Annotated in this window: 1 protein-coding gene; it reads left to right on the forward strand. The window is 58.1% G+C overall.

All coding sequences use genetic code 11. The features are described from left to right. On the forward strand, positions 1-308 hold a 308-nt coding region (locus RGM3321_RS00185; RefSeq protein WP_244391030.1), incomplete at its 5' end, for a hypothetical protein. Positions 309-477 lie beyond the last annotated feature (169 nt).

Consider the following 477-nt stretch of genomic DNA (forward strand, 5'->3'; position numbering starts at 1 on the left):
GTGCTGACCTGTCGCCGCGACACTGTGTTGCCAATGACGATGGTGGCCAGGTGGAAGTTCGGGAGACCGTGCTGGCCACGATTGTGCGTAACAGCCTCGCCGACTGCGAGGATGGGAGACTCAATCGGATTCGGTTCTCGGTTCCTCACACCCCGTTGAGACTTCGCATTGGTCTATCCGTCGCACGAGGGATACCGATACCTGATTGCGCCGAGAGAGTGCGCTATCGCATTTCAATGGCGATGACCCGCGAGCTTGGTGGTCGTCCGGAAGCTATCGACATCTTCGTGGAGGATATCCATGTCTGAGTTAGAAAACGACATCATCGTCTCCGGGACGCTGCTGACGGGCGAAAAAGCTGTTGATGACCTAGCGGGGGTCATCGTCACGACAGTCTGTAACACCCCCGGGGTGACGCGACTCGTCAAACCGTGGTGGCGTCGTTTCGGTAATGACGGCCGCTCAGCGATACGGATC

Source organism: Pseudomonas sp. RGM 3321, from assembly GCF_022836805.1.
Classification (GTDB): domain Bacteria; phylum Pseudomonadota; class Gammaproteobacteria; order Pseudomonadales; family Pseudomonadaceae; genus Aquipseudomonas.